The organism is Acinetobacter sp. YH12058 (genome assembly GCF_013419805.1).
GTDB lineage: Bacteria > Pseudomonadota > Gammaproteobacteria > Pseudomonadales > Moraxellaceae > Acinetobacter > Acinetobacter towneri.
In genome coordinates, this window is the sequence record NZ_VOZL01000005.1 from 1 (window position 1) to 23,490 (window position 23,490).

The 23,490-nt window shown below is 39.6% G+C and carries 27 protein-coding genes and 1 rRNA gene; 10 read left to right on the top strand and 18 right to left on the bottom strand.

All coding sequences use genetic code 11. The features are described from left to right. From FTU09_RS04710 to ftsY, 5 genes are all read right to left on the bottom strand, one after another. Positions 1-113 (bottom strand): 16S ribosomal RNA (locus FTU09_RS04710); the annotation flags it as partial. A gap of 448 nt (positions 114-561) precedes the next feature. After that, positions 562-1,227, bottom strand: coding sequence for a DUF2057 family protein (locus FTU09_RS04715; protein WP_178319354.1), 666 nt, complete (start codon positions 1,225-1,227; stop codon positions 562-564). 201 nt (positions 1,228-1,428) lie between these two features. Continuing rightward, the gene (locus FTU09_RS04720) at positions 1,429-2,022 is read right to left on the bottom strand and encodes a nitroreductase family protein (RefSeq protein ID WP_178867800.1); all 594 of its coding nucleotides are present in this window, start codon (positions 2,020-2,022) and stop codon (positions 1,429-1,431) included. A 265-nt stretch (positions 2,023-2,287) separates the two neighbouring features. After that, positions 2,288-2,974: a nitroreductase family protein gene (locus tag FTU09_RS04725; protein WP_104851938.1), complete on the bottom strand. Its 687-nt coding sequence runs from the start codon at positions 2,972-2,974 to the stop codon at positions 2,288-2,290. A gap of 206 nt (positions 2,975-3,180) precedes the next feature. Further along, on the bottom strand, positions 3,181-4,287 hold the full coding sequence (gene ftsY / locus FTU09_RS04730; RefSeq protein ID WP_004976589.1) for a signal recognition particle-docking protein FtsY: 1,107 nt from the start codon (positions 4,285-4,287) through the stop codon (positions 3,181-3,183). 171 nt (positions 4,288-4,458) lie between these two features. Between ftsY and FTU09_RS04735 the strand changes: the two genes are divergently transcribed. Then, positions 4,459-5,808: a pitrilysin family protein gene (locus FTU09_RS04735; protein ID WP_179990807.1), complete on the top strand. Its 1,350-nt coding sequence runs from the start codon at positions 4,459-4,461 to the stop codon at positions 5,806-5,808. 12 nt (positions 5,809-5,820) lie between these two features. Continuing rightward, entirely contained in the window at positions 5,821-7,461 is a 1,641-nt protein-coding gene (locus FTU09_RS04740; protein ID WP_004976592.1) for a pitrilysin family protein, read from the top strand. Here FTU09_RS04740 and FTU09_RS04745 read toward each other — a convergent pair. Together FTU09_RS04745 and FTU09_RS04750 are read right to left on the bottom strand one after the other, a co-directional pair. Then, positions 7,358-7,675, bottom strand: coding sequence for a hypothetical protein (locus FTU09_RS04745; protein WP_004976594.1), 318 nt, complete (start codon positions 7,673-7,675; stop codon positions 7,358-7,360). The genes FTU09_RS04740 and FTU09_RS04745 overlap by 104 nt on opposite strands. A 126-nt stretch (positions 7,676-7,801) precedes the next feature. After that, positions 7,802-8,161, bottom strand: coding sequence for a hypothetical protein (locus FTU09_RS04750; protein WP_004976597.1), 360 nt, complete (start codon positions 8,159-8,161; stop codon positions 7,802-7,804). Positions 8,162-8,381: 220 nt separating this feature from the next. Here FTU09_RS04750 and FTU09_RS04755 point away from each other — a divergent pair, with 220 nt between their 5' ends. From FTU09_RS04755 to FTU09_RS04765, 3 genes are all read left to right on the top strand, one after another. After that, positions 8,382-8,615 (top strand): hypothetical protein, encoded by a 234-nt coding sequence (locus FTU09_RS04755; RefSeq protein WP_004976599.1) that lies wholly within the window; start codon positions 8,382-8,384, stop codon positions 8,613-8,615. Positions 8,616-8,766: 151 nt separating this feature from the next. After that, complete coding sequence (locus FTU09_RS04760) at positions 8,767-9,141, top strand: DUF2750 domain-containing protein (RefSeq protein WP_004976601.1); 375 nt, start codon at positions 8,767-8,769, stop codon at positions 9,139-9,141. Positions 9,142-9,260: 119 nt separating this feature from the next. Next, positions 9,261-9,695, top strand: a complete 435-nt coding sequence (locus FTU09_RS04765; RefSeq protein ID WP_004976604.1) for a CBS domain-containing protein — start codon at positions 9,261-9,263, stop codon at positions 9,693-9,695. A 92-nt stretch (positions 9,696-9,787) separates the two neighbouring features. Here FTU09_RS04765 and trpB read toward each other — a convergent pair whose 3' ends face one another. The 9 genes from trpB to FTU09_RS04810 form a co-directional block, all read right to left on the bottom strand. Continuing rightward, the gene (trpB, locus tag FTU09_RS04770; RefSeq protein ID WP_180079653.1) at positions 9,788-10,996 is read right to left on the bottom strand and encodes a tryptophan synthase subunit beta; all 1,209 of its coding nucleotides are present in this window, start codon (positions 10,994-10,996) and stop codon (positions 9,788-9,790) included. A 104-nt stretch (positions 10,997-11,100) separates the two neighbouring features. Further along, positions 11,101-12,288 (bottom strand): VWA domain-containing protein, encoded by a 1,188-nt coding sequence (locus tag FTU09_RS04775; protein WP_178319350.1) that lies wholly within the window; start codon positions 12,286-12,288, stop codon positions 11,101-11,103. 14 nt (positions 12,289-12,302) lie between these two features. Continuing rightward, positions 12,303-13,154, bottom strand: a complete 852-nt coding sequence (locus FTU09_RS04780; RefSeq protein WP_004976610.1) for a MoxR family ATPase — start codon at positions 13,152-13,154, stop codon at positions 12,303-12,305. 22 nt (positions 13,155-13,176) lie between these two features. Further along, a complete protein-coding gene (locus FTU09_RS04785; protein ID WP_096901448.1) occupies positions 13,177-13,560 on the bottom strand; it encodes a hypothetical protein in 384 nt (127 codons plus the stop codon). A 21-nt stretch (positions 13,561-13,581) separates the two neighbouring features. Further along, a complete protein-coding gene (locus tag FTU09_RS04790) occupies positions 13,582-13,890 on the bottom strand; it encodes a YcgL domain-containing protein (RefSeq protein WP_004976615.1) in 309 nt (102 codons plus the stop codon). A 169-nt stretch (positions 13,891-14,059) separates the two neighbouring features. Beyond that, positions 14,060-15,202 (bottom strand): HRDC domain-containing protein, encoded by a 1,143-nt coding sequence (locus FTU09_RS04795; protein WP_004976616.1) that lies wholly within the window; start codon positions 15,200-15,202, stop codon positions 14,060-14,062. Between the two features lie 239 nt (positions 15,203-15,441). After that, a complete protein-coding gene (gene recR, locus FTU09_RS04800) occupies positions 15,442-16,038 on the bottom strand; it encodes a recombination mediator RecR (protein ID WP_019837914.1) in 597 nt (198 codons plus the stop codon). Between the two features lie 10 nt (positions 16,039-16,048). Beyond that, positions 16,049-16,378: a YbaB/EbfC family nucleoid-associated protein gene (locus tag FTU09_RS04805; protein ID WP_167845987.1), complete on the bottom strand. Its 330-nt coding sequence runs from the start codon at positions 16,376-16,378 to the stop codon at positions 16,049-16,051. 99 nt (positions 16,379-16,477) lie between these two features. Then, positions 16,478-17,665: an O-succinylhomoserine sulfhydrylase gene (locus FTU09_RS04810; RefSeq protein WP_167845986.1), complete on the bottom strand. Its 1,188-nt coding sequence runs from the start codon at positions 17,663-17,665 to the stop codon at positions 16,478-16,480. Between the two features lie 151 nt (positions 17,666-17,816). Here FTU09_RS04810 and FTU09_RS04815 point away from each other — a divergent pair, with 151 nt between their 5' ends. From FTU09_RS04815 to FTU09_RS04835, 5 genes are all read left to right on the top strand, one after another. Beyond that, on the top strand, positions 17,817-18,911 hold the full coding sequence (locus tag FTU09_RS04815; RefSeq protein ID WP_131261453.1) for an alpha/beta fold hydrolase: 1,095 nt from the start codon (positions 17,817-17,819) through the stop codon (positions 18,909-18,911). Positions 18,912-18,924: 13 nt separating this feature from the next. Beyond that, the gene (locus FTU09_RS04820; RefSeq protein WP_167845985.1) at positions 18,925-19,797 is read left to right on the top strand and encodes an NAD(P)-dependent oxidoreductase; all 873 of its coding nucleotides are present in this window, start codon (positions 18,925-18,927) and stop codon (positions 19,795-19,797) included. An 85-nt stretch (positions 19,798-19,882) separates the two neighbouring features. Further along, complete coding sequence (locus tag FTU09_RS04825) at positions 19,883-20,152, top strand: YARHG domain-containing protein (RefSeq protein WP_004976631.1); 270 nt, start codon at positions 19,883-19,885, stop codon at positions 20,150-20,152. Positions 20,153-20,190: 38 nt separating this feature from the next. After that, the gene (locus tag FTU09_RS04830) at positions 20,191-20,604 is read left to right on the top strand and encodes an HIT family protein (protein ID WP_131261454.1); all 414 of its coding nucleotides are present in this window, start codon (positions 20,191-20,193) and stop codon (positions 20,602-20,604) included. A 350-nt stretch (positions 20,605-20,954) separates the two neighbouring features. Beyond that, on the top strand, positions 20,955-22,037 hold the full coding sequence (locus FTU09_RS04835; protein ID WP_004976633.1) for a porin: 1,083 nt from the start codon (positions 20,955-20,957) through the stop codon (positions 22,035-22,037). A 137-nt stretch (positions 22,038-22,174) separates the two neighbouring features. On the opposite strand, the gene FTU09_RS04840 is transcribed toward FTU09_RS04835, so the two are convergent. Both FTU09_RS04840 and FTU09_RS04845 read right to left on the bottom strand, forming a co-directional pair. Then, entirely contained in the window at positions 22,175-22,846 is a 672-nt protein-coding gene (locus FTU09_RS04840; protein WP_180079655.1) for a YidB family protein, read from the bottom strand. 140 nt (positions 22,847-22,986) lie between these two features. Beyond that, on the bottom strand, positions 22,987-23,481 hold the full coding sequence (locus FTU09_RS04845) for a DUF6231 family protein (RefSeq protein ID WP_167845983.1): 495 nt from the start codon (positions 23,479-23,481) through the stop codon (positions 22,987-22,989). Between the last annotated feature and the right edge of the window lie 9 nt (positions 23,482-23,490).

A 23,490-nucleotide genomic window follows, 5' to 3' on the forward strand; every position in this document is an offset into this window, starting at 1 on the left:
TACTCACCCGTCCGCCGCTAGCTCAGTTACCGAAGCAACCTCGCCCGCTCGACTTGCATGTGTTAAGCCTGCCGCCAGCGTTCAATCTGAGCCATGATCAAACTCTTCAGTTAAAATCATTTTGAAGCTTTAATCTAAACTTCCAAATCTGGCTCATCAATTTTCTGACTTAAATTTCGCTCAAATAAACTTCGAGTAATTTAAACAAATCAATCAATGAAATATGTTCGATCAATCAATCAGTAAAAATCCACACAAGTTGTTCTTCATAATCTCTTAATGATTTTCTGTTATTTCGTCAATAACAGCACCAACTCAATCAACACTGCGTTGGTGTGTTGCGTATTCTATACAGTTTTTGAATAGACGCAATATGTTTTTTAGGTTTTTTTTCAAAAAAAATACCATTCGCCTAAGTTTTAAGCGTATTTCATATTTTTATCACACTTTTCTTATAATTTGTCTTTTTTTTCGCACGTTACTAAATTGGTTTTTTAAATAAATCCTTTTAAAGCGATAATAAAAAACAACCAGCTCAGTTAGGCTGGTTGCAAATCTACATTAATTAGCTTGTTCTGCAAGCCATGACATAAATTTTTGTCGCTCTACTTTACTAGCTTGTTGCCACAATTGAATCAATTGTTGCTCTTTGCCCTGTGTTTGTTTTGCTGTAGGCAATGTTGCTGAGGTGGTTTCCTCAGATGGCAAAACTGCTGCCGCAGTATAAACTGCTGCTGGTTGATTGATTGCAGCACTGTTTTGAGTGGTATCTAAAGTTTTATTAAGCCAACTACCACCTAACCAACCAGTTGAACTTGCTTTGGCACCTGTTTGTTGTACCAACAATTGATTCTTTTGATTATATAAGCCAACACTAGGCTGATCTTTAAACTCTTTTGCAGCATCGAAATCTTTAGGTGGGTTTACCAAAGCAAGTCGATAGTTTTCACCATCTTGAAGAATTGGGGTTTTGAGTGTAATAACACCTGATTTTAAAATATCGTGTGCGCCATTATGATGTTCAAAATATTGTTGATAGCGCAAGTTCATGACATTTTCACCCGCATTGACTTTCACTTGCTGTGCTGAACTGAATAAACCTGAACGAACTTCTTGATCATTTACAGCGAGCAACTTAATTTCTTCAGGTACTGCAATAATTACTGCTGAAAATGCTGAACTGCAAGCCATCAATGCAATACTTGCTAGGCCTAATTTAAATGCCATATTTCACTCTGTATCATTTATTAAAGTTTGATTGCACTATGCAATGTATAAATGACAGTTTTATGACAATTCATGGGTTTAGGCATTTTCACATGAATAAGGAAGTTTAGGTGATCTCATTGAAACTCCCCAAAAAAAACAAAAAAAGTAGGATGAATCATCACCCTACTTTTTAGTCTGTGCAGTATGTGTTGCTAGAGCTTAGTCAAAGCTTTTGAAACGTGCTGCATCATCCATAAATGTTTTTTCACCAGCAGGTGCTTCAATTGAACCAAACACCAATTGTGCACGTAGTTTCCAGTTTGCAGGAATGTCGTAAGTTTGAGCAACTTCTGCATCAATAATTGGGTTGTAGTGCTGTAATGATGCACCTACATTAATTTCAGCCAACGCTGTCCACACTGCAAATTGAGCAATACCCGTAGAATGTTCTGACCACACTGGGAAGTTGTCTGCATAAAGTGGGAATTGTTCTTGTAAACCTTTTACAACATCTTGATCTTCATAGAACAATGCTGTACCAAAACCTGCGCTAAAGCTGTTAATTTTTGCTTCAGTGTTTGCAAATGCTTCTGCAGGTACAATTTTACGTAAAGTTTCTAAAACGATGTTCCAGAATTGCGTATGTGATGCACCGTATAAAGTCACAACACGTGAAGTTTGCGAGTTAAATGCAGATGGGCTTAAACGAACTGCTTGTTTGATTGTACTTTCAATAGTTGCCTGATCTACAGAAACATTTTTACCAAGTGCATAGATTGAACGGCGTTTTTCTAATTGATTTAAAAATGACATTTTTAATTCCTCTGCAGAATTTTGTATAAATTAATTGATACAGCGATATTAAGCTTTTTATTCAGCATAAACATTACAAAAAATACGACAGTGTGTTTTATGTATAGAACGATTATATTTATATAAAGTGACAAATGTATGTGACTGCATCTATATACCTCTAATTCTATAGATGCAGTCTATTGCAATATAAATATGCTGCGGTTCGCTCTTTGTAGCACATAATAATAAGCTGATTTGACCAATCTTCATCAAATGCTGTTATTTAAGCATAGACTTTAAATTGATTTTGATAGTGTGCATGACTCCGTTCGGTTACTTCTTCTTCAATTGATCCAAAAACGAGTTGTGAACGTAACAACCATGTATCTGGAATATCAAAATGCTCTGCCACAGCACGGTCTATGTTTGGATTATAATGCTGTAAAGATGCACCCACGCCTGAATCTGCCAGTGCTGTCCACACTGCAAATTGCGCCATGCCTGAAGTTTGCTCTGACCAAATTGGAAATTCTGCAGCATTAAATGGAATTTTCTTTTGCAATTGACGAATCACTTGTTGATCTTCATAGAACAATACCGTGCCAAAACCTGCTGCACATTGTTCGATTTTCATTTTAGTACCTGCAAAAACCTGCTCTGGTACAAACTGACGTTGTACTTCCTGTACTAAATTCCAAAATTTTTTATGTGATTCAGAAAATAAAATAACCACGCGCGTACTTTGTGAATGATGTGCCGATGGACAGCTACGCACAGCTTCCTGAATCAGCTCGGTCATATAAGTTTGGCTAAAATGAATGCGTTTTCCTAAAGCATAAATACTACGGCGCTTTTTCAATTGATCGATGAAAGTCAGTTCATGTGCATCATGGCTAGGCTTTTTTTTAAGCTTAAAGTCTTTCATGATATCTGCTGTAAGCACATGACCAATTTTATTTAACAGTGTCATTTTAACTTCCCCAAAAAATCAATCAAAATCAATCTAATATTTTTTCTTATTGTATATAGACGAATGTGCTTTTATTCACATTCGTATTTTTAGCTGCTGCTTTTTACAACACTCAAACCCGCTAAAAACCACAAACTCCGCATTTTGCGGAGTTTGTGTGAAACTTACAGCATTTTTACATTTTAGCTTTAAACTTATTTTAAAACTTATTTCTCAGTTTCAAACAGTGCTGCAACAAATGCTTTGGCTGAGAATGGACGTAAATCGTCAATTTTTTCACCCACACCAATAAAGCGAATTGGCACATGGCTACGGCTTGCAATGTTAAATAACACGCCACCTTTTGCCGTACCATCCAGTTTAGTGATGGTGATGCCTGTTAAGCCAACAGCCTCATCAAACATTTCCACTTGGTTAATGGCATTTTGACCTGTGCCTGCATCTACGACCAACATCACTTCATGCGGTGCAGTCGCATCAATTTTTTGCATCACACGCTTAACTTTAGTCAATTCTTGCATCAGGTTGCTTTTGTTATGCAAACGTCCAGCAGTATCTGCAATTAATACATCAATGCCTTTGGCACGCGCACTTTCAAACGCATCGAAAATAACAGAAGCACTGTCTGCACCGTGACCTTGTGCAACAACGGCAACATCGTTACGCTCACCCCAAATCTGCAATTGTTCTGTCGCTGCAGCACGGAAAGTATCCCCTGCGGCCAACATGACTTTTTTACCTTCGCCTTGTAAGCGTTTCGCTAACTTGCCAATGGTTGTGGTTTTACCTACACCATTCACACCCACGACTAAAATCACATAAGGGGTTTTATTGGCATCAATATGTAAAGGTTTTACCCGTGGCGCAAGCAAAGCCACTAATTCTTCTTGCAAAGCCTTATATAAAGAATGTGAATAAATTAAGTCGCCACGCGCAGTACGCTCGGTCAAATTGGCAATAATGGTTTTCGTTGCATCTACACCAATATCTGCAACCAACAGTTGTTCTTCGACTTCTTCTAATAATTCATCATCAATTTCTTTACCGCCAATCAGAATATTCACCATGCCATCGGCAAAGTTTTTACGGGTTTTGGTTAACCCTTCTTTCATGCGACTAAAGAAACCACCTTTCGCAGGCGCATCCGTGTCTGATGATGTTTCTGCAGCATGTTCAGAGGTTTCTGCTTGTTGTAGAGGTGTTGTTTCAACAATCGGAATATTTACCGCTGGTAAATTCGGTAATGTGACATCATCATCTCCGATATCAGCATCAATCAAAAATTTATTTTGCCCATTAGATTGCTGTTGCATGCCGAATCCTTGAAAAGCATCGCGTTAAAAAATCGGATTCTAACATAAACCAATTGCTTTTACCTCGTATTCCAACCACATAGCCGCATACAAAAAATACCTACAGCAATCCTTGCCTTTCCGCTTTAATTTCTGAAAGATAAGCCGATAACGATTGATCTCCACTTGCTTATGTTCCAATTTTCGATGAAGTCTGTTTGTGCGTTGCTTTGGGGTTTAACAGCTTCGATTAGCCATGCTGAAGTTTTAGCTGCGAATAACACTTTTGAAACCACACTCAACAATGGTTTAAAAGTCATTATCCGTGAAGACCATCGTTCTCCCATGGTGATGACTCAAATTTGGTACAAAGTGGGCAGTAGCGATGAGTCGGGAAATACACTTGGGATTTCGCACGTACTTGAACACATGATGTTTAAAGGTACAGCCAAGGTGCCGAATGATGAATTTACCCGTTTAAGTCGTATTTATGGTGGCAGTGTCAATGCAGCAACCTTTACCAATTACACGAATTATTATCAGCTCTATCCCAAAACTTATTTCCCACTGGCTTTAGAGTTGGAAGCCGACAGAATGAGTAATTTGTTACTTCGCCAACAAGACTTTGAGCCTGAAATTAAGGTGGTGATGGAAGAACGGCGGCAACGTACCGATGATAATCCACGGGCTTTGGCTTTTGAACGCTTTAAATGGATTACCTACCCAACCAGTCATTATCGCCAACCCATTATTGGGCACATGAAAAACTTGCAAAGCATTCAGCTGCAAGATGTACAGGCGTGGTACAAAAAATGGTATCGCCCCAATAATGCTATTCTAGTGATTGTGGGCGATGTAGATCATCAAGCCGCATTGTTGCAAGTCCAAAAGTATTTTGGAGATATTCCGAAAGCACCTACGCCACCGCGCAATGATGTGTTGGAGTTTGAACAATTAGGTTATCGGCACATGGAATTGTCTGCGACTGTGCAAGTTCCTAATTTATATATGGCTTGGAATGTCGGTTCATTGGCAACAGCTAAAAATCCTCAAGATGCCTTCGCGCTCACTATCATCAAACAACTGTTAGACAGTGGAATTACTTCACGTTTAGAACAGCGCTTGGTCAGAAACAATAAGATTCTTAGCTCAGTCAGTGTCAGTTATGACCCGTATCAACGTGGGGATAGTTTGTTTAGTATTTCAGCATTGCCTGCAGCAGGTGTAACGTTAAGCGAAGCACAGGTCGCGATTCAAAACGAAGTGGATACGCTAAAACAGGATTTGGTCAATTCAAGTGAAATTGAGCGCGTGGTGACTCAATTTGTGGCCAATTGGATTTATAGTCAGGATGATTTGGCAGGACAAGCCCGAACCATTGGCAATTTGGAAGTCAATGGATTCAGTCACCGTTTAATCGATGTTTTACCACAACACTTCCAAGCGATTACTGCCCAGGATCTGCAACGTGTTGCGCAAAGTTACTTTAACAAAGACAGACTTAGCACCTTGTATTTATTACCTCAAAGCACAACACCTTAAACTGTGATTTTCATGAAAAAACATCTATTCAGCACGCTTATTTTAAGCACTAGTTTTAGCCTATGTTCTGCTGGCTTTGCGATGGAAACTGCCACCACAGCAGCGCATGATTTTGCTGAAACAGATGTAAGTACGCCTTTACAATCTTTGAGCTTGCTGCACAGTTTAAATGCCGTAAATGAATTGGTCGATGTTCGCGCTCCACAGGTATATGAATTAAAAAATCATCGACACGTACGCACTTTATTTGTCGAAAATCCTGCTTTGCCAATGGTTGATATCCAACTGACTTTTAATGCAGGTTCTGCCCGCGATGCAGAAATTGAAAAAGGTTTATTTGGCGTTGCCAATATGGCAGCCCAACTGATTGATGAAGGCACCAAGCGTTATAAGGCAGAGGAAATTGCCGCAGCCTTTGAAACCACAGGCGCACGTTTTAGTACCACGGCGTACCGCGATATGTTTGTGGTACGGCTAAGAACACTGTCTGATCCGCAGAAAATGCAAACTGCCGTCAAAATGATGCTGGAAATACTGAAACATGCAACTTTTGAGCGTTCTAATATCCAGCGTGTGCAAAGCAATACACAAATTGGGCAAAAACAACTGCAAGAAAATCCAAGCCGTTTAATGAATATTCGCTTATATCGCGCAATTTACGGACAACATGCCTATTCAGAACCCATTACAGGCACCAATGGCAGCATCAAACGGATTCAACCAAAGCACTTACAACAATTTAGAGATCAGTTTCTGGTCGCGCAAAATATGAACATTGCCATTACAGGCAAATTAACCTTAAAAGAAGCAGAAAAACTTGCCAATACCATCAGCGCACATATTGCCCAAGGTGTTGCAGCAACAGCTTTGCCACAGCCTACACCTGCAACACGTTTCAACATCCAGCATATTCCCTACCGGTCACAACAGGCGCATGTCAGTATTGCACAACTTGCGACTACACGGGATGATCCTGACTATTTGGCTTTAGAAATTGCCAATAAAATGCTGGGCGGCAGCAGTTTCAATTCAATTTTGATGAAAGAATTACGAGTAAAACGTGGCTACACTTACGGTGTTAGCAGTTCGTTTCGTTTTACCCAAGCAGCGGGTTTGTTTAGCTTAGGCTATTCTACGCGCCAAGATCAGTTACTCGATAGTATTCAAGTCGCTCACCAGAGCTTAATTCAGTTTGTACAACAACCTATGAATTTAGAACAATTAAAAGAAACCAAAGCAGGTTTAATTCGTGCATTTCCGAATCAATACAGCAGCAATGCCAGTATTAATGCCCAGCTTGGGCACATCGGTTTTTATCGACTTCCTGCAAATTATTTAAGTGATTATGCAGAACGAGTGGAAAAAGTTACCGCTGAAGATGTGCAACGTGCAATTCGCAAACATTTGCATCCTGATCGTTTAACTTTAGTAATTGTGAGCGAACATTTAGATAAAGCCGCATTGGTAAAAATGCTGCAGGACAATTTACTCGCACCAACATCTTTAACACCGACACCGCACAATATGAATAACATGCCAACAGAAAAAATTACTCTTGCACCAAGGCAGGAAGTTGTTGAGCCCGATCTTGCTCCATTTGATGTGCCTGCATCAACTTTAAATAATGCACATAACGAATCGGACGTTGATTGAGTAAATGAACTGCCATGTCTTGGGTATTGGCATACATAGATTGTTGTGACAAACGCTCAACATTTTGAAATTGTTGCACCCCAACTGGGCGATAAAGCGCAACACTTGCTAAAGTTAAAATAATAAAAATGATACTCAGCACAACAATATTATAAATTTGCTCGAGTTTCAGTTGAGAAATAAATTGAATCGTTTTTTGAATTGCGTTGTGCATGACCTACCTCTAATCGCCTTAGTGTAGGATGCCCTTGTGAGATGTACAAGTTAAACAGCTCAATTTTACTGTATCGTCACAGTAAAAATTGAGCCTTTTTCTACAAATTCTACAAAGGATTTAGCTTTAGCCAATCGTGCCACGAATTACCGCAAAGTATAAAACCAATGCAATGACTGCAAGCACCAAGAAAATAGCAAATACACTGACACCGCCCTCTGCTTCGGCAGGATGCAGTTCATCTTCATCGGCAATACGGAGTAATTCACCATCATAATTACGATAAAACTCTATACGATCGCTTCGCTCTAAAGTTTTAGCAAAGTCAGCCACACGTTTACGTTGCGCCAAGCAGTATTCACCTAAATGAACATCTCGACGGAAAATTACCTCATCTAGTTTTTTACGGTGATGATGTGCCAACTCAATAATTTGAGAAGTCAATGGAGGTACATCAAAAGCACATCCGTCTACGGATCTTGTCATGTTGTTCTCCTTTTTTATCATGCTTAGAGCTTTAGTTTAATCAAAATTAAACTTGTTCAATGTTTAATCATGTAAACTTGAAATATGCTCATTAACCCCGATAATTATTTGACAATTCAATCAAATTGTAATATTAGTTTAACAATAAAGCGTTAAATTGATATGAAGCCTAAAAGGTAGGCTTAAAATAAGTAATCATAATTACAATAAGGAGTTTAATATGATTCAAACGATCTCTCACCATGACTTAGAGCATGTTTATGCAAATGCAGTAAACACGATTCATTCACAAATGAACTTCCAAGACGCGGTAAAACAACTCGAAGAAGCTGCACGTGCAGGACATGGTAAAGCGGCAATGTTCTTAGCAGAACTGTATTATCAAGGTTTCCGCGTAGAACGTGATTCATTGAAAGCGCAATACTGGCAAAACATGGCCACCATGCAAGCATAATAAAACGTCACTTAGGTGGCGTTTTTTTTGACCCTTTTTTTAGATGCTCCAACCATAAATACATATTTGTTTACGATTTTAAGCAAAGCTTAAACGGTATATTCATCAATTCTTTTTACAATATAGCCAAATTTTACAACCTTGCTTGATTATGAATCAGATTAACCAACTCCACCCTTTACCAAAGGATTTTCTGCTTAAAGTTACACTATTAAAATCAATGATGTACTGCGGTGTACTTTGGGGTTTATTCCATCAAGGTTGGGCAATGAGTTCAGATCACGATGATTATATTTTCCCTTTTTGGTTAAATGCGGTACAAGCGCATAAATATGCTGCTAAACACTGGCCACAATATAGTCCTCGTAAAATTTCCGCGCAGGATTTTGAAACTTTTTTATTACCAACGCTCACCCGTTTAAATGTCACGCCAACCTTGTTTGGTTCGTCAAGTCAAAAAATTAAACTAACCACTTCACAAATGAAGCATTTCTTTTTTAATGAACCTGCGTTAAATATTGCTTAAATAAAAACTGAATAGAATTGACGTAAAAATCAACAATCGTGACTCTAAAGTATTTGCAATTTTTACAATTCACGTTACTTTAAAAGTCAAACAATAAACAACAAATCAGGACACAGAATATGACCAAGGTAACTCACGTTTTACAAGATAAAGCACATCACGAAATTTACACAATTCGCCCAGAAGCAACGGTTTTAGAAGCAATTAGTTTAATGGCTGAAAAAGGCATTGGTGCGTTGGTGGTTACCGATCAAAACAATCATGTGGTTGGTATTCTGTCTGAGCGTGATTACACCCGTAAAGTTATTTTGATGGAACGAACTTCTAAAAGCACAACGGTTAGTGAAATTATGACTGCTAAAGTACTGACCGTGACCAAAAACACCAGTGTGAAAGAATGCTTAAACTTAATTACTGACCATCATTTACGTCACTTACCTGTACTTGAAGGTGAGCAGTTGGTAGGTTTAGTGTCGATTGGTGACTTGGTGAAAGCGACTATGGATGATCAGCGCAAACTGATCGAGCAGTTACAACAATATATTGCAAGCTAAGACACTGTTTTATAAAACCTGCCAAATATAAAGTAAAGATAAAAAAACCGCCTAAACTTACACATTTAGGCGGTTTTTCATATTCAGTAGAATTAATTCAAACCTAATTTTTCTGCTACATAGTCTGAATCTTTATCACCACGACCTGAAAGATTAACCACAATTTTCACGTTTTTTGCCATTTTTGGTGCTTCACGTAATGCCCACGCCACCGCATGTGAGCTTTCCAAAGCAGGTACAATACCCTCTACACGTGACAACGTCATAAAGGCATCTAAACATTCTTGGTCAGTTGCCGTTGAATACTCCACGCGACCAATGTCTTTTAAGAAGCTATGCTGCGGCCCCACACCCGGATAATCCAAACCTGAAGCAATTGAATGTACTGGCAATGGCTCGCCTTGTTCATCTTCAAGCACATAACACGCCATACCGTGTAATTGACCCGGTTTACCCAAAGTTAAGGTTGCAGAGTGCTGATCTGTATCTAAACCATGACCTGCAGGTTCTACACCCACAAGCTTAACTTCTGGGTCATTTAAGAATGCGGTAAATGCACCCACTGCGTTTGAACCACCGCCCACACATGCCACGATATAATCTGGATTTACTCCAAAGCGTTCTTGGCTTTGCTTTTTAATTTCATCGCCAATAATTGCTTGGAAATCACGTACCATTTTTGGAAATGGGTGTGGGCCAACCACCGAACCAATTGCATAAATATAATTTTTCGGGTCTTTTAAGTATTCTTCAAAAGCACTGTCTACAGCATCTTTTAAAGTCGCTGTACCACGTGTGACTGAAATCAGGTTAGCACCTAAAATTTTCATTTTCACGACGTTTGGATGTTCTTTTTCAATATCAACTTGTCCCATGTGAATTTCACATGGAATGCCCACAAGCGCACATGCTGTTGCCAACGCGACACCATGCTGTCCCGCACCTGTTTCTGCAATCACTTTGGTTTTACCCATATATTTGGCTAGCAATGCTTCACCTAAACAGTGATTGATTTTATGTGCACCTGTATGATTTAAATCTTCACGTTTCAAATAAATTTGCGCACCACCCAACTGTTCAGATAAACGCTTTGCATGAAACAAAGGACTCGGGCGCCCTACATAATTTGTAAATAAATCTTTTAATTCATTTTGAAATTCTGCTGTATGACGAATTTCTTCATAAGCAAGGTTAATTTCATCCATGGCTTCTTTTAAATGCGGTGGAATAAACTGCCCGCCATATTGTCCGAAAAAACCTTCTTCATTCGGTAATGCGATGCCATTAATTTGATGTTCCATCTCGATCCCCTCAAATTGAAATTCACGTTGCTTATCGTATTGCTATTTCATCAATATGCATGCAATAACTGATATTGATAAAAAATTAATGGAAAAAATGGCGCTTATCGCGCCAAATATTTCGTCATATCTTCAATGCCTTTTAAAGTCATTGGATACATATGATTTTCAAAAATTTGTCGAATTAAACCAATGGTATGTGTGTAATGCCAATAGCCTTCCTGTTCAGGATTCAGCCATGCGGTTTTTTCAAAATGCTGACGCAGACGTTGTAACCAAACTTGCCCTGCCTCATCATTCATATATTCTACCGAACCACCAATCGAATTCAGCTCATAAGGTGCCATACTCGCATCACCGACCACAATTACCCGATAGTCGCGTCCATAGGTATTAAATAAATCCCACGTATTCATACGGGTACTGCTACGGCGTAAATTGTCTTTCCAAACATAGTCGTATAAACAGTTGTGGAAATAAAAATATTCGAGGGTTTTAAACTCAGTTTTGGCCGCACTAAACAGTTTTTCACATTGGGCGATGTGTGCATCCATCGAGCCACCCACATCAAACAACATCAACACTTTGACGCGATTACGACGTTCTGGCACCAATTGCACATCTAAAATGCCCTGTTTGGCAGTTTCTCGGATAGTGCCATCAATATCCAATTCTTCAGCTGCACCTTGACGGGCAAATTTACGCAAACGACGCAGTGCCAATTGCATTTGTCGTGTACCTAAAATCTGTTCATCGTCTAAATTTCGATACTGACGCTGCTCCCAGACTTTAACAGCTGAACGCTTACGTCCAGGCCCACCAATGCGTACACCTTCAGGATGATCACCAAAAGCACCAAACGGTGATGTACCGCCCGTACCAATCATACGGTTGCCACCCTGATGCTTTTTATGCTGCTCGCGTAAACGCTCTTCCAGCATTTTCATCAATTCTTCTAAAGAACCTGCTTTTTTCAGCTCTTCGCGTTGTTCTGGCGTGAGATGTTTTTCTAATAGTTCTAAGTCGAACCAGTCTTTAGGCAATTGATGAACTTGCTGCAGTAAATCATCTAAATCAAAAGTGGAAATGCCATCAAAATAATCTTTCATGGCACGGTCAAACTTGTCAAAAAAACGCTCATCTTTGACCATGACGGTTTTAACAAGTTGATAGAATTCATCTTGATCTGCAAAAACCAGACCCGATGCCACCGCCTGATTTAAGTCAATCAATTCACGTGTGGTGACAGGTACACCGTAACGTCGCAAGGTATAAAACAAGCGCACGAACATGGCGTTGTCCTCCCTTAACGGCGCGACATAAAGGCTAAACGCTCAAGCAATTGCACATCTTGTTCATTTTTGATTAATGCACCGTATAAAGGCGGAATGGCTTTGCTTTTATCGCTATTACGCAAAATATCTTCCGGCATGTCATCTGCCATCAATAGGCTTAACCAATCAATTAATTCAGACGTAGATGGTGGTTTTTTTAAGCCCGGAACTTGGCGCAATTTAAAGAAAACTTGTAAAGCTTCTGAAACCAATGTGCTTGAAATATTCGGGAAATGCACATCGATAATATCGCGCATGGTCGCTTCATCTGGGAAATCAATATAATGGAAGAAACAACGACGTAAAAAAGCGTCTGGCAGCTCTTTTTCATTATTTGATGTGATGATCACGATTGGACGTTGTGTTGCCGTAATGGTTTCGCCTGTTTCATAAACATAAAACGACATTTTATCGAGTTCATGTAGCAGGTCATTTGGGAATTCAATATCTGCCTTGTCAATTTCATCAATCAACAACACACAGCGTTCTTCGCTGGTAAATGCTTCCCACAATTTCCCGGGTTTAATATAGTTTTTAACGTCATACACACGGTCATCGCCCAGTTGGCTGTCACGCAAACGCGACACTGCATCATATTCATATAAACCTTGCTGCGCTTTGGTGGTCGATTTAATGTGCCATGTAATCAACTTTAAACCCAAACTTTTAGCAACTTGCTCTGCCAATAAGGTTTTACCTGTACCTGGCTCACCTTTCACCAAAAGCGGTTTTTGCAAAGCACGTGCGGCTTTCACCGCAAGTTTTAAACTATCAGTCGCAATGTACTGATCTGTACCCGAAAATTGTTGCGCATCAACAGACATGATTTTACCTTAATTGTTTTAGTTACAGTGGTGAGGTATTTTTCTTGGCTTTATAAGTCGTTTGTTTAAGACAGTATCTTGACCAGAAATAACCGATCAATAAGCCAAGACCGATCACAAATAAAATGGCAGATAAATTAGACCAAACCAATGGGGTTTCTTTGGTTAAAACACCAAAAAGAAGTCCAAAGATGGCTGGGGCAAGTGCTGCATTGCTGCCTTCTGATACTGTTGGGGTAAGTAAAATTGCAAACAGCACAATCCAAGTGATACCACCTAACGGATTGGGCAAGCGTTTGGCAATTTCGTACCAGCACCATAAAATAATGGCACTCCCCAACAAATAAACAGAAACAGCAATTGCAGTTTCAGGAATTGAATCCAATCCAGTCATCACACTATTCATTTCTCAACTCCTGAATAAAGCTTAAGCACCACGTAAACCTTCTGGTTCAACGGCATTTGGGTTAATTAAGCCTTCTGGTGGCACTTGAATAAAGAAGCCACGTGTTTGAATAGAATCCATGACATGCAAAACATTCACACGTGCCAACTTACGGCTTTCAGACAGTTGCAAATCCATTACAAATGTCGCACGACCAAATGCAACTCGCATTGGCTCAGGTAAAACCTCTAGCGGGTTAAACGCTTCTGCTTGATCTTCAGTTTGCTCAGGACGGGCGATGTATAAATACATCTCATCTTTTTTGCTCGATTTATAAATTGAACAGTGCATAAACAACAAAACTCTAAAAACTCAGGCAAAGGATACAACAAAAAAAACCGAGATACATTAACCATTATTAACGCATTGGTCTATGTTTACACTCAAACAAAGAATGGCGTGAAAATTCATCCATTTTCAGGTGAAAAACGGCTTTATTTAAAATGTGGATCGGTTTGATTTATTCAGCAACTTTCATCTGACCAGACAAATAACGCTCGTCGGCATGTAAAACTTCAATTAAAGGCTTGGTGAGTAATTCATAACGCCAACCTAACAAATAGTTAGGCAAATCTTGCTCATCGTTATGAAATACCACATGCTGATAAAGCGCATTGAGCCATTTTTTACGCAGCAAAACTTCTTTTGGAATTTGAGTTTCCTGTACGGCACGTTGAATCACCTGTTCTACATTTTCGCCCACTTCTTTTGAAGAATGACGAATTGGTCGCGCCATACGTAATGGCCATTGTGATTGATCAGGCAAATATTTAATTAAATCTAAAATAGTTTTGCCATGTTCACGCACAATATGCGCACGTAAATCTTTAATAGTACTGAGCTGGAACTGATTTTTAGGATTTTTCTCGACCAAGTCCAGCATAGTAGAATTACGCAAAATAAAACTACGTGGTTGGTTTAAGGCTTTTACCATTTGCTCACGCCAAACGGCCAATTGTTGCAATTGCATGAGTTGACGGCGTGAATGACGATAGTTGCCCACATCCTGATACAACAACTCTAAAGGTGTTTCTTCACCAATTTCCTGAGTTAAATTGCGGCAATCTTCTTGTGCAAAATCCAGTAAATAATTTTGTTTTAAGTCGGTTTGTACCTTATCTGCCAATTGCATTAGATACAGCACATCATTGGCAGCATAATTTAACTGCTCATCGGACAACGGACGTGCAAGCCAGTCTGAGCGAGTTTGCCCTTTATCAATATCGACATTGAGCATGGTTTTTAAAGCGTTTTGATAACTGACTTGTAAACCATGCCCTAAAAATGACATGCCAACTTGGGTATCAAACACGTTATCTAAGTTTTTTTGCTGCGCATAATGATAAATTAAATCAATATCTTCACAGCAGGCATGAAAAATATTTTGCTGCGCTTGAAACAGTTTTTCCCAAAATGCACTTAAATTTAAAGAAGTGCCATCTAACAAATAGACCTGATCATTCACATTAATTTGGAATACACCCAATTTTGGCCATAAAGTATCGACCTTAATAAATTCGGTGTCTAAACCATAAATGCTGTTTTGGCTCATTAATGCCAAGACATTTTCAAAGTCTTTTTGTTGGTGAATAAATTGGAACATAGCGAGCAGGTAAAACAGGATTCTCTAGGGGTTCATTTTAAACATTAAATAGCATTTAGCTATAAAAATATGTCCAGTATTTTCAATTTTTATCTTATTTCTAAGTCGATACAGTGAAAATTTAAATTTTTTATCGTTTTTTTATCTTAATTTGATTTTTTATTGGCTTTAAAGGCAAGTAATCATTTTTGTGGATGATTTATCAAATGACTATTCACATGAAATAAGCACCTAAATGCTTATTTCATTCGCATCCGATTATGCACCGCCTGACTTAAAGTATGACTATCGACATATTCAAGTTCACCACCTTGCGGCACACCTTGCGCAATACGGGTCATCTGCACAGGCAAATGTTTGGTTGCTTCTACCAAATAGTGTGCTGTCGCTTGACCTTCTACGGTTGCATTGGTCGCCAAAATGACTTCAGTAATGTTGCCATCACTTAAACGCTGAACCAAATACGGAATACCAATTTCGTCAGGCCCAATGCCATCTAATGGCGATAAATGCCCACCTAAAACATGGTATTTACCACGGAAGCTGCCGCTTTGCTCAATCGCCATGACATCGGCTGGAGATTCCACCACGCAAAGCAAGTGTGCATCACGATCATGTGAGGCGCAAATATTGCAGACTTCATCTTCCGTTAATGAGTGACAAATCGAACATTCATGAATATAGCTAGTGGCTTCGTTCAAAGCATGAGCCAAACCGACTGCACCTTCTCTATTTTTCATAATCAGGTGCAATGCCATGCGTTGAGCCGATTTTGGCCCAACACTTGGCAAAATGCGTAGCGCTTGTACCAGTTGATCAAAACGATCACTAAACATACGCCGTTCCTTAGAATAAACCTGCCAAGCCTGGTGGCAAGCCCATGCCTGAGTTTGCAGACTTCATTTTTTCTTCAGCAATTGCTTCAACTTGACGGGCAGCATCATTCATTGCAGCGGCAATCAAATCTTCAATCATGTCTGCATCGTCTTGCAATAATTCAGGATTGATTTCAATGCGTTTGACCACATTACGGCAAGTCATAGTCACTTTCACTAAACCACCACCCGCTTCTGCATGAACTTCAGTTTGCGCAAGTTCTTCTTTGGCTTTTTTAATGTTGTTTTCCACTTCTTTTTGCATGCGCTGCGCTTGCTGCATCAACATATTAATGTTCATAAAAATCTCCGAACAAATGATCTATTGAGGGTCTGTTGACAATTCGTCTATGTTTGCGACAACGCAAGCCATTTATGAAATGCCAACAGACCCTAGTTTTTAAATGAGGTCTAAACCGCGCTCGATGTCGCGAATAATATCATCAATATCTTCCAAGCCAACAGAAACACGAATTAAACCTTCGCTGATACCTGCTGCTTGTTTGGCTTCTGGGGTCATTCTGCCATGCGATGTTGTTGCAGGATGAGTAATGGTTGATTTTACATCGCCCAAATTACTGGTGATAGATAGGAAGCGTGTGTTGTCAATCACAGTCCACGCGCCTTCACGCTCGCCTTTCACCACAAAAGATACAACACCGCCAAAGCCAGACTGTTGCTTTTTCGCCAACTCATGCCCCGCGTGATGCGGCAAGCCTGCATAATACACTTTTTCAACTTTTGGATGTGCATCTAGCCACTCTGCAAGTTTTTGTGCGCTGGCACAATGCGCTTTCATACGCAGGCTTAATGTTTCCAAGCCTTTTAAGAAAATCCATGCATTAAACGGACTTAATGAATTGCCCAAGGTACGAATAACGCTGTTGATTTCTTCGACCAACTTGTCTTTACCAACAACCGCACCACCCAAAGCACGCCCCTGACCATCAATATATTTGGTTGATGAATAAATAATAAGGTCTGCACCAAATTTTAGTGGTTGTTGCAAAACGGGCGTACAGAAAGTGTTATCTACCGCAAATAACGCACCATGTGCATGTGCAATATCGGCAATCGCTTGCAAGTCACCCACCTGAGCCAATGGATTTGATGGTGTTTCAATAAATAACAAACGCGTATTTGGACGAATCGCTTGCTTCCAACTGTCTAAATCTTCTAAATCAACAAAAGTGACATCGACACCAAACTTCATCACGTATTTTTCAAATAGTGAAATGATCGAGCCAAATACAGCACGTGAACAGACTACATGATCACCCGCTTTAAGATAAGCCAAAGTGATCGCATGAACGGCCGCCATACCCGAACTTGTCGCAACCGCACGTTCTGCACCATCTAATACTGCCAAGCGTTTTTCAAAAGCCTGTACAGTTGGGTTGGTATAACGTGAATAGGTATTGCCTTCAATTTCACCTGAGAATTTTGCAGCTGCATCGGCAGCATTTTCACAAACAAATGATGAAGTCAGGAAAATTGGCTCACTGTGTTCGCCTTCAATTGTACGGTTGTGTCCGGTACGAATTGCCAAAGTATCTAATTGATATTCAATGTCGTCGTGTTGACTCATCTTTACTGCTCAGCCCTAAACTTAGTCCTAAGACCTGTTTGTTAAATAATTGCCAACATTTTGAGCGCCAAGCGCATTTAAGGTCAAGGTAAAATGTATAAATATCGCTTAGACTTCATTCAAATCGGCGCCACGTGTGATGGAACACCTCATGAATCAGCTACAAAGAAAATTTAATCCGCACCGAAAAAAGCTTAAAAACCTCAGCACTCGCTTATTTAAAAGCCGTGATTTGATCTTATCTCAGACCACGCCATACGACATCGTGGCACGTTATAAGTATGCGCAGATTCGCTATTACGCTTCGCCAGATAAGCAATATAAAGAGCCGCTGGTTTTTGTTGCGCCTTTAGCAATTACCATGTCGATTTATGACTTATATCCTTATCGCTCTTTAGTGAAACATTTTCAGCATAGCGGTTTTGATGTGTATTTGGTTGATTGGGGACAATTGACCTATCAACATTGTCATTTAAATTTTATGGCTTTTATTCAGGATGCAATCCCTAATTGTATTCAACTCATTTTACAACACGCCAAAGTCGAACAAATTTCACTACATGGTTGGAGTATGGCGGGTATTTTTGCCATGCTTTATACCGCCGACCAACAAACAACTCATATTAAAAACTTGATGGTTTTGGGTAGCCCTGTAGATAGCTATGCTTCGGGGCGGGTTGGTAAACTCTTTCAACTGACCAATCAACTGATTTCTAAATATCCCAAATTGCAACATGCCTTTTATTCAGGAAAAATTCCAAAGCATTTAATTCATACACCGGGTTTAATCAATGCGATTGGTTTTAAGATTTTAGACCCTAGAGCATGGCTGGAAAGCAATAAACAGATGCTGTCGAATCTGCACGACTTACAAACCTTGCATGAAAACGCAACTTTAGCCAATTTTTTAAATAATATGATTGATTATCCGGGTGGGATTAATCAGGACATGGTATTGAATGTATGGCTGCAAAACCCACTCAAACAAGGTCATATTCAACTCAAACAACATCAGATAGACCTTAAAAATATTCATTGTTCACTTTTGGTCGGTGCGGGTGATAGCGATCAAATTGTCACTGCTGAAGCTGCTCAACCTTTATGTGAATTGACAAGTAGTACCGATGTCACGTTTACTCTTATTCCAGGTGGACATTTGGGTTTAATGTCCAGTCAAAAAAGTGCCAATGAATTCTGGCCTAAACTGACCACTTGGTTAGAACAACGATCTAGCAAAATTGCATAAAGAGAGCAAAAACATGATTCAATCTGTTGCATTTATTGGCTTAGGCGCAATGGGCTACCGCATGGCAGCCCATTTACCTAAACATTTTGATACGGTCTATGTCTGGAATCGTAACTTTGCCAAAGCCGAGCAACATGCTGCTGAATACGGCACACAAGCGGTTGAATTGGCTCAAGCGGTTCAGGCAGATATTATTTTTTCTTGCTTGCCTACCAGTACCGAAGTTGAAAACCTGATTGCACAAGTTCCGCTGAAAGCAGGTTCAGTCTGGGTCGATTGCACCAGTGGCGTACCCGAAAGTGCTAAAAAATTGGTACAACAACTTGAAACACAACAGATCGACTTTTTAGATGCACCTGTAAGTGGACAAACGATTGGTGCAGAAAATGCCACCTTAACAGTCATGATTGGTGGTAAAGCAACTGCTTTTGAAAAAGCCTTACCTGCAATTCAGGCTTTTGGTAAAGTGATTCAGCATGTGGGGGAACCCGGTGCTGGCTTTGCCGTAAAAGCGGTGAACAATATGTTAATGGCAGTAAGTTTGTGTGCTGCAGCTGAAGGCTTTACCACCTTAAAAGCGCATGGCGTAAACTTAAATCAGGCCTTGCAATGCATTAATGCTTCGAGCGGTAAAAGCGCAGTAACGGAAATGATTTTGCCGCAGCGAGTACTGAACCGTGCTTTTCCAAAGACTTTTGCTCTGCCTTTACTGGCCAAAGACACAGGAATCGCATTGGATTTAGTCCGTGAAGCAGCTTTGCCTGCACCTGTATTGGCTTTAACCCAAAGCCTGATTCAGGCAGCGAATTTAACCGCAGAAAAAGACAGTGATTTTTCCACTGCTGTGAAAATGTATGAATTATGGAGTAATATTACCCTAGAGTAAGAACTCGCCATTGAATATACAGCCATAAACCCAATAATGTGTATCAAGTGGCTAGTCACACCATCATTAAGTAGAGGAAACTCTTATGAACAAGTTTAGCATTGCCGTATTTGCAAGCCTTGCAACTTTAATTGGGGCAAGTTCAACTACTTTTGCATCTGAACAAGAATGTCAGAAACTGAAAAATGACCACGATGTTATTTATGCATCTAAAGGGTTCTGCTTCAAAGACCCAGAAGCTAAAGCACGTTTTGGTAATGACAACTGCTATACAACCAAACCTAAGTTTTCTGAAAAAGAACAACAACGTCTTGACGCAATCAAAGAACGTCAAAAAGAACTGAACTGTAAATAACCGTTCTGAAATATCAAAGCTGAATTTAAGGAATCATAATGGCTTACGATGATCAAAATATTTTTGCAAGAATTCTACGTGGCGAACTTCCTGCAATTAAAGTGTATGAAGATGACCAAGTGCTTGCTTTTATGGACATCATGCCGCAAGCCGATGGTCACACTCTCGTGATTCCTAAAACGCCTGCAGTGACTTTATTGGATTTACCCGCAGATGCAGCAGCCTATACTATTCAAATTGTGCAAAAAATTGCGAAAGCAATGGAGCAAGCTTTGGGTGTAGATGGTATCGTGTTAATGCAATTGTCTGGTGCAAGTTCAGGTCAAACTGTCCCCCACGTGCATTTTCACTTAATTCCAACATCGGTTCATCAACTTGGGAAACATGCTGCACAAATGGGCGACCAAGAAAAAATTAAAGCTCAAGCGGAAAAAATTAAAGCAGCGCTTTAAATATTTCAAAAATGTCATACAAAAAAAATGGAGCAGCTGCTCCATTTTTTTGCATTCAGCTTTCTTCATTCATTTATATCACCATTTATGACACTAAGATGTCTTTCCCTTTGCAATTAAGTTATTTATTTCACATATTTTTCTATAAATAAAAATGTAATCATTAAAAAAATGCGAATAAAAGTAAGTTTTTGATCTAATTTGTTCTTTTTAATAATTTTGAAATATCTCCTTAATATTACTGTCGCATTTGTAAGGAATACTTAGCACCAATAGAGAACAGCAGTAGATCTACCCTACTTCTGAACAATGTTTAGGACTAAAAACAATAGTCTGTATTGGAGCTACACATGAAAAAAACGCTTTGCGCATTAGCAGTTGGGGCAACCTTCTTAACACCAGCATTAGCTATGGCTGCTGATGTTAAAGTTTATGGTCGTGCACACGTATCTTTAGACTATCTTGATGATGGTAAAGACTATAACGAAGTTGGTCTTTCTTCTAACTCATCACGTTTAGGCTTCAAAGCTGAACAAAAATTAGAAAACGGCATGACTGTTTTTGGTCAAGTTGAACAAGAAGTTAACTTTGCTAGCGGTAGCCAAGATGGTAAAAGCGTAGACTTTGCTACTCGTGATACTTTCGTAGGTTTAAAAGGTGACTTTGGTCAAGTACGTGCAGGTCGTTTTGACAGCCCATTTAAAGTTGCTCGTGGTCCAGTGAACTTCTTTGGTGATATGGTTGGTGACATTCGTAACGTAACACGTGTTAGTGATAATAAGTTTGATGAACGAAATGAAAATACCGTTGAATATAAATCTCCTAAATTCGGTGGTGGTTTTAACGTACTTGCAGCTTTATCATTACATCCAAGCACTTCAATTCCCAAAGATGCAACGACCGGAGAAGGTCAGGACGACAATAAAGCTTACGATCTGGCTTTAACTTATAAAGAAGGTCCTGTTGACTTTGCAGCTGCTTATGAACGCTATGAAGAAAACTCTGCAATTGGCTCGGGTGAGCGTGATGGATTCCGTATCGCAGCAGCATACAAAATCACACCAGAACTAAACTTAGGTGGTTTATACCAATATCTTACACATGACTTGGAAGGTACTGCAACCAAATATGCTGATGCACAAGTATTTGGTGTAGCGGCAGACTATAAAGTAGCACCAAAGACTTATGTACGTGGTCAGGTATTCCACCGTGACGTTGACACCGAAGATGCAAATTCTACACTTTTAGCAGTTGGCGTGGAACATCGTTTAGACAAGGCTGTACGTGTATACGCAAACCTTGCAACCATGTTAAATGATAAAAATGCTGATCTTACTCCTTGGAAAGAAGGTCGTAGCTTTGGTAACTCCGTAAAAGGTGCTAAAGACGAAAACTCAACAGCTCTTTCTTTAGGTTTCCGTTACGACTTCTAAGTCTGAACCAAACTTAAAACATAAAAACACGCTTCGGCGTGTTTTTTGCATACTTAAAAAACCAAATAAAAACTAAGCCAACAAACTTGCTGGCTTAGTTTATTCAAGTCAGTTTTGCAAAGCTGAATTTTTCAATATTAACGCTTTAAAAATCCAGACACTAAATTCATCACTTGTTGAATATCATCATTGGCTTCTTGTTTGCTAGTTTGCTCACCTTGTGGTGTCAATGAATCAATAATTTGCGGCAATACTGCAGAAATCGCATTATAAATATCTTGCTTTGGCGCCTGAGTTTGCTGTGCGACCTGCTCTACATCGGCATCATCAAATAAACTTTGTACTTGTTCAGCACCTACATGCGCATTTTCACCTGGGCCTGTAGACACCCAATCATCCACCTGACTGGTTAAGCCTTGTCCTTTGAGTTTATCCAAAGCACCTTGCAAGCCACCCTGTTTTTGAATCCATGCCAACACCAAAGGCAAAACTGCAATCAATAAACTTTGTGTACCTGAAGCACCTGTAGCAGAACGCTGTTGTTGCCCACCTAACTGACCTAGTACCGAACCAAGAATGCCACCCAAGCCGCCTTGCGCAGATTGTTGGTTATTACCACCAAGTTGCCCCAAAACCGAACCTAAAATGCCACCCAAGCCGCCTTGCGCAGATTGTTGGTTATTACCACCAAGTTGCCCCAAAACCGAACCTAAAATACCACCCAATCCGCCTTGAGATTGATTAGATTGCTGATTCGCGCCCAATGCCTGCTTTGCTAAAATTTCAACAATATTGCTTAAATTGGTCATTTTATTTTCCTCATAATGCCCTTATGACAGCATACGAAGTTTTGACTGAATTGCGCGCTTGAAATTGTTAAATTTTGCAATACCCTAAATTTATGTGAATTAATTATCATTATTAGAATTTTGTGATCGTAATTCAGCACTTACCAGCGGAATTTATCCCAATTTTCAGGGTTTGCCCAAAACTTAGAATTAAACCAATCAGGCACGTGCTTATAAGTCAAAATATTAAATTGCCATAAGCATAAATGATGCTGCTCAAAGCGATGTTCAATCAATTGCGTAAAACCAAGTGCTCTAAGCAATTGCTCATCTTCACGTGCAGCAATTACCACAATACGCTTTGCCAATAAATCACGTAGCTTTACCAAAATTTGCGAGGTGTGTTGTGGCGTCTGCACAGCAAAATCGGCAGCATCTAAAAATACAACTGCCAAATCAAAACGTTGGGTAAAAGGCAGATTTAAAAATGCCAATGCGCTAAAATACTGCCATTGGATAGTTGGCTGCTCATCAGCCGCTTGATTGTTATACTTCGGGCTTGCTTCAATATTTTGCCCTATACACAATGCAGTAGAAATTGGCTGTTGTTGAGATAAATCATCAATTAATGCTTGAATTAAACGCATTTCAGCCATCACTGCATT